This is a genomic window from Shewanella sp., assembly GCF_051658185.1.
GTDB lineage: Bacteria > Pseudomonadota > Gammaproteobacteria > Enterobacterales > Shewanellaceae > Shewanella.
Genome location: NZ_JBOFMC010000216.1, coordinates 1 through 5,073, shown reverse-complemented (window position 1 = coordinate 5,073; position 5,073 = coordinate 1). Strand labels below are relative to the sequence as shown.

Here is a 5,073-nt window from a genome sequence, read left to right as displayed (position 1 = left end):
ACTCCGCTCAACTTAGGGCAATTTGACCATAGGGTAAAACAACTTAAAGAGGCGGGCTTCCAAGCGCTCATTTTAGAGGGTGTGCACCAATTAACGTCAGCAGAATTCACCCTGCCCAAACTGCGCCAAACTCTGCAGCAATACGATTTACAATGCATCATCGCCATCGAGCAAAGCGCTGATTTGACTCTGGCGAGCCAGCAGGCTGATATGTTGTTTGTCAGTGGTACGCAGATGTTTAACCAATCATTACTGCTGCAGGTAGGCACCCTGCCCATTCCGCTCTTCCTCGAACGCAATGATATGGCAAGCTATGAGGAGTTTTTAGCGGCCACCGAGATGATTTTAAGCCAAGGCAATCAACAGTTAATCCTATGTGATTCGGGGGTGCGCACCTTTAATCACGCCAATTTGCCCACCTTAGATTTATCAAGCCTGATCCAAATCAAAGCCACCAGTCATCTCCCGATAGTGATCAATCCTTGCTATGCCATTGCCGACGATGCATTAATGGCACAAACACAAGGAATTAAACAACTGAAGGCTGATGGGCTCGTCATGAACGATGACCTTGACGCCCCCGCCTCACTCGAGCTCATGGCAGAAGTCGTACGGGAGCTATATCGTTAATCCGTTCCCAAACCATTCAGCCACCGGAGAGGATTACCGATACCCCATCATCCTCTCCGGTGGCTAACATCAATCTCATCACAGCAACGTCATCCCAGTCATCAACGTCATCACAGCTGCGCTTTTAGCATTCCGCGAGCAAAACACGCACAACCGACCTTGCGCCGATGCCTGCTTTAGGAGGCCCCAAAAAACAGCGACTCCCCCCACGACATCTCAACACCCCTGAGCTGATAAAGTAAAGCGGCTATGCTGCGTTACATTTCGACGCCATCGAGCAAGCTTAACCACCCTTTAATCACGCGATGACAAAACCACAAGCTCCCCAAAAGATAAATTGATGCCGCCAGCCAAATCAAAGGCACAACATATCCGAGTAACAATAATCCGATGAAAATAAGATTGGAATGGCGCTGCCAACGCAGATGGGATTGCAGCAACCGATGATGAGCAGCGGGACGCTGAGACAAATTAATAAACAAGCTCAGCAACATAGGTAACAACAGCAAAGGAAAACCTGACATTAAACCATACAGTATGTGCCCTAGACTGCGATCTTCAATTTTTGTGCCGTAGGTGGTTGAAGTGGTCATTGCAAGACTCCAGAGAGACAAATTATGGTGGGCGAGATAGGGAACCCTTTGCCTTTAACCTTACGTTCTCACAGAAATAATCGCAACTGAGCCCATAAAATAATTCTGTAATCGGCTCCCTTTGTCATTTGCAATTTAGCCTCAACCAATGACCTAAACCACCACGCTCTCTCACCTTCGTTAACTTGGTCGCCCAGCGCTAGCAAAGCTGAATCCGAGCATCTGATGTCAATTTAGTTGAACAGGCAAGCACAACTCCAGCGGCAATTTCTGCTGGGGTGAGTGTCATGGTGCTAGTTGATTCGCTAGTACCTTCAATCACTTGGCATTTGCAGGCACCACAAACGCCAGAGCGGCAAGCCGCTAAGATAGGCAGCCCTTCGGCTTCAATTCCCGCAAGCAAGGTGAGATCGGCGCTAAGCTCGCGCTGCCGATCTCCAATGGAGAGCATAAATCCCGCCGGAGCCTGCTGCATCATTGTCTGCTGCACCATTGTTTGCTGTAAAACGTGGCGCTGCGCCTCTTGCACCGCAGTTGCAAAACTCTCGTGATATACCTGATTCATATCAACATTAAGCTCAGCCAGAATCGATTTTACCGCTTGCATATAAGGCTCAGGCCCACACAAAAACACGGTCCGCTCAGCAAAATCAGGGACTAAGCTTCGTAAGTTATCGGCGCTTAAACGGCCAATATCGTGCAATGCCTCCTGCGTGTGCCAAACCGTATCAGTGGTCACCTCCTCCACCACATAGCGCAACTTAACACTGCTATGGCGCTTAGCCATGGTTTCTAAGGTGTTTTTAAAAATGATATCGGCTTGAGTTCGCGCGCTGTGCACAAAAGCAATATCGGCATTCATTTGGGTATCGGTTAAATAGCGCGACATCGAATACATGGGCGTAATACCGCAACCCGCGCTCAAAAAGAGGTATTTTTCGGCAGGAATATCAAACAAATTAAACTGGCCTGTCGGTGGCAACACACGCACCATTTGCCCAGGTTGCAGGTGATCAATCAGATAATTCGATACAAGCCCACCGTCGACCCGCTTAATGGTCACCATTAAGGAGTAAGGCCGTGACGGCGTGGAAGACAAGGTGTAACTGCGGCAAGCCTGTGTACCGTTAATCTCCAGCACAAAGGTCATAAATTGCCCCGGCTTATAATCAAATGTCATCGGTTCACGGGCTTGAAAGCGAAAACTCACCACATCAGCGGTCTCGTTCCAACGCTCCACACACACTAACTGACTAAAACTGTCGTGATGCGCAGGCGTGGAGGATAAAGTGATATCAGGCTGTGTCGTCATATTCATCGTCTTTATATCCATAGCACTGCGGCTTTATCGCCAAGCCGCAGTGGTTATATGCTGGAAATCGGCCTAGGCCACGTTCAGCATGGTCTTAAGATCGGCTTCCACTGTCGTGGTATTACGTAGGCCAAATTTTTCTTCCAAAATCTTGGCCAGATTTGCCGTTAAAAACGCCGGTGGCGTAGGGCCGGTACGAATGTTTTTCACCCCAAGCGACAACAGTGTTAGCAGCACGACAATGGCTTTTTGCTCAAACCATGACAACACCAAATTCAGCGGTAATTCATTGATATCACATTCAAAAATTTGCGATAGCGCAATAGCCAACTGGATAGCCGAATAAGCATCATTACATTGGCCGATATCGAGTAAGCGCGGGATCCCATTGATATCGCCAAATTCCAGTTTATTGAATTTGTACTTGCCGCAACCTAAGGTCAGGATGATGGAATCCTTCGGTGCAGACTTCGCTAAATCAGTGAAATAGCTCCGCTCTGACTTATCGCCATCACAACCACCGACTAAGAAGAAATGTTTAATTGAACCGTTTTTGACGTTTTCAACCACAGTCGGCGCCGCGGCCATTAAGGCATTACGGGCAAAACCGATTGTAATATTGTGAGGAATTTCATCGTACTGGAAGCCATCGAGCGCAAGCGCTTTCTCAATCACCACCGCAAAATCATCACCTGTCACATGGGTAACCCCAGGCCAACCCACGATGCTGCGGGTAAAGATACGGTCGCTGTATTGGCCGACATTAGGGTCGATAATACAGTTTGAGGTCATCACCACGGCGCCAGGGAAGTTAGCGAATTCTTTTTGCTGGTTCTGCCAAGCGCTACCGTAGTTGCCCACTAAATGGGGATATTTTTTAAAGGCGGGATACGCTAGTGCTGGCAGCATTTCACCATGGGTGTAAACATTAATGCCTTTGCCCGCGGTTTGTTCAAGGATAAGCTCTAAGTCCTTCATATCGTGGCCAGAGACTAAAATGGCTTTGCCTTTAACCGGTTTAGTGTTGACCACTGTTGGCTCTGGATGACCAAAGGCTTCGGTTTCGCCCGCATCGAGCAAGGCCATAATGCGATAATTTAATTGACCAATCTCCATGGCGGTCGAAAATAATTTATCCGCATCGACACTCGGCTCACCGAGGAAAGCCATGATCTCATGGAAATCTGCAGCAATGTCCACATCGGTTTTACCTAATACCCGGGCGTGTTCCATATAGGCCGCAGCACCTTTAAGGCCGTATAAACAGAGTAAGCGGAGCCCCAGAATATCTTCATGGATGTCATTTTTATCTTTATTTAATAATGCGATAGGCGCTTGAGCGAGCATCTCAGGTTTGCTGGTGCCTAACACTAACTGCGCGACTGGCGAAACTTGCTCTGGCGCTTTCCCTGACTGTTCACAGGCGGCTTCATAGGCTGTTTTTAAACTTTCACGGTACGTTACGGCCTGCTGGGCATAGGCGATAATGCGTTCATCATCAAAGTTGACGTTGGTTAAAGTCGAGAAAAAGGCTTTAGGAACAAAGGTATCCACCTCTGGATCCACAATACCTAGCTCGCGCGCTTTTACCGCATACACTGAAACACCCTGCAGTATGTAGATTAATAAGTCTTGCAGATCGGAGGTTGCGGCTAATTTGCCACACATACCTTGGGCATAACTACAACCATTACCAGCGGGGGTGCGAATAGTTTGCTCACACTGAATACAGAACATGATTAGACTCCTAATTTGTTTCATGCATTATTTATACATGTTTAAAGTGAGTCTACCGAAACCGCAAATAAGCGACAGTTTTTTCTATCATGGCATGCGAAATTTTAGAGAAAGATCACTTTAAGCAATCACGAATAAAATGAATTTCATTGATGAAAAACCATAAAAAATGCCCATCGTTGATGGGCATTTTTGCAACTCATTCATGCTCAGTTCGCTTTCAGATCACTTACTGATTGCAGCATAGTACGGCTTTCGCGCTGAAACTGCGGCGCAAAATCGCCAAACCACTTAGCCACCGTTTGGAACTGATTGATAAACTCCTCTCTATCGCCGCGTTTTAGCAATTCTAAGGCTTCGCGATAGTTCTCCAGATAATCGCTAATCGCGTGCTGGCTGTCCTGCTGAGCAAAAATAATATCGGCGTACAGCTCTGGGCTTTGGGCAAATAAGCGGCCCACCATGGCAAGCTCTAAACGATAGATTGGCGAGCTAAATTGCAGCAGGGTTTCAATATCCGCTTCTTCTTTACAGAGATTTAATCCATAGACAAAGGTCGAGAAGTGACGCATCGCCTGCACCAGTTGCATCGCATTATCATGACGCTCAGCCTCAGCTTCGACAATTCGAGCGCCCCAAATGGCGATTTGTTCGAGTAACCATTGGTATTTATCGGCTTCACGCCCATGACACACCACCACCACCTGCTTAGCTAAACTCCCGACATCGGGCCCAAACATCGGATGAAAGCCCACCACCGGCCCGGGGTGAGCAGCTAACATCGCCTTCAAAGGCTCCGTC

The 5,073-nt window shown here is 47.8% G+C and carries 4 protein-coding genes and 1 pseudogene; 1 reads left to right on the top strand and 4 read right to left on the bottom strand.

The window, feature by feature from the left end; genetic code table 11:
- A pseudogene (locus ACRCZA_RS08525) lies at nucleotides 1–630 on the top strand (chorismate mutase); the annotation flags it as partial.
- 257 nt (nucleotides 631–887) lie between these two features.
- Here the strand turns inward: ACRCZA_RS08525 and ACRCZA_RS08520 are convergent.
- The 4 genes from ACRCZA_RS08520 to tyrA all read right to left on the bottom strand — a co-directional run.
- Nucleotides 888–1,223, bottom strand: coding sequence for a hypothetical protein (locus tag ACRCZA_RS08520; RefSeq protein WP_438674027.1), 336 nt, complete (start codon nucleotides 1,221–1,223; stop codon nucleotides 888–890).
- A 199-nt stretch (nucleotides 1,224–1,422) separates the two neighbouring features.
- Nucleotides 1,423–2,541 carry an FAD-binding oxidoreductase gene (locus tag ACRCZA_RS08515; RefSeq protein ID WP_438674026.1) on the bottom strand — a complete coding sequence of 373 codons (1,119 nt, stop codon included), beginning with the start codon at nucleotides 2,539–2,541 and terminating at the stop codon, nucleotides 1,423–1,425.
- A 66-nt stretch (nucleotides 2,542–2,607) separates the two neighbouring features.
- On the bottom strand, nucleotides 2,608–4,272 hold the full coding sequence (gene hcp / locus ACRCZA_RS08510; protein WP_438674025.1) for a hydroxylamine reductase: 1,665 nt from the start codon (nucleotides 4,270–4,272) through the stop codon (nucleotides 2,608–2,610).
- Between the two features lie 209 nt (nucleotides 4,273–4,481).
- Nucleotides 4,482–5,073: bifunctional chorismate mutase/prephenate dehydrogenase (gene tyrA / locus ACRCZA_RS08505; RefSeq protein ID WP_438674024.1), on the bottom strand; the 592-nt coding region annotated here is incomplete at its 5' end.

What these genes read in the sequence shown, in the direction of transcription:
- ACRCZA_RS08520 (WP_438674027.1), bottom strand. Translation starts at nt 1,223, where the DNA reads ATGACCACTTCAACCACCTACGGCACAAAAATTGAAGATCGCAGTCTA.
- ACRCZA_RS08515 (WP_438674026.1), bottom strand. Translation starts at nt 2,541, where the DNA reads ATGAATATGACGACACAGCCTGATATCACTTTATCCTCCACGCCTGCG.
- hcp (WP_438674025.1), bottom strand. Translation starts at nt 4,272, where the DNA reads ATGTTCTGTATTCAGTGTGAGCAAACTATTCGCACCCCCGCTGGTAAT.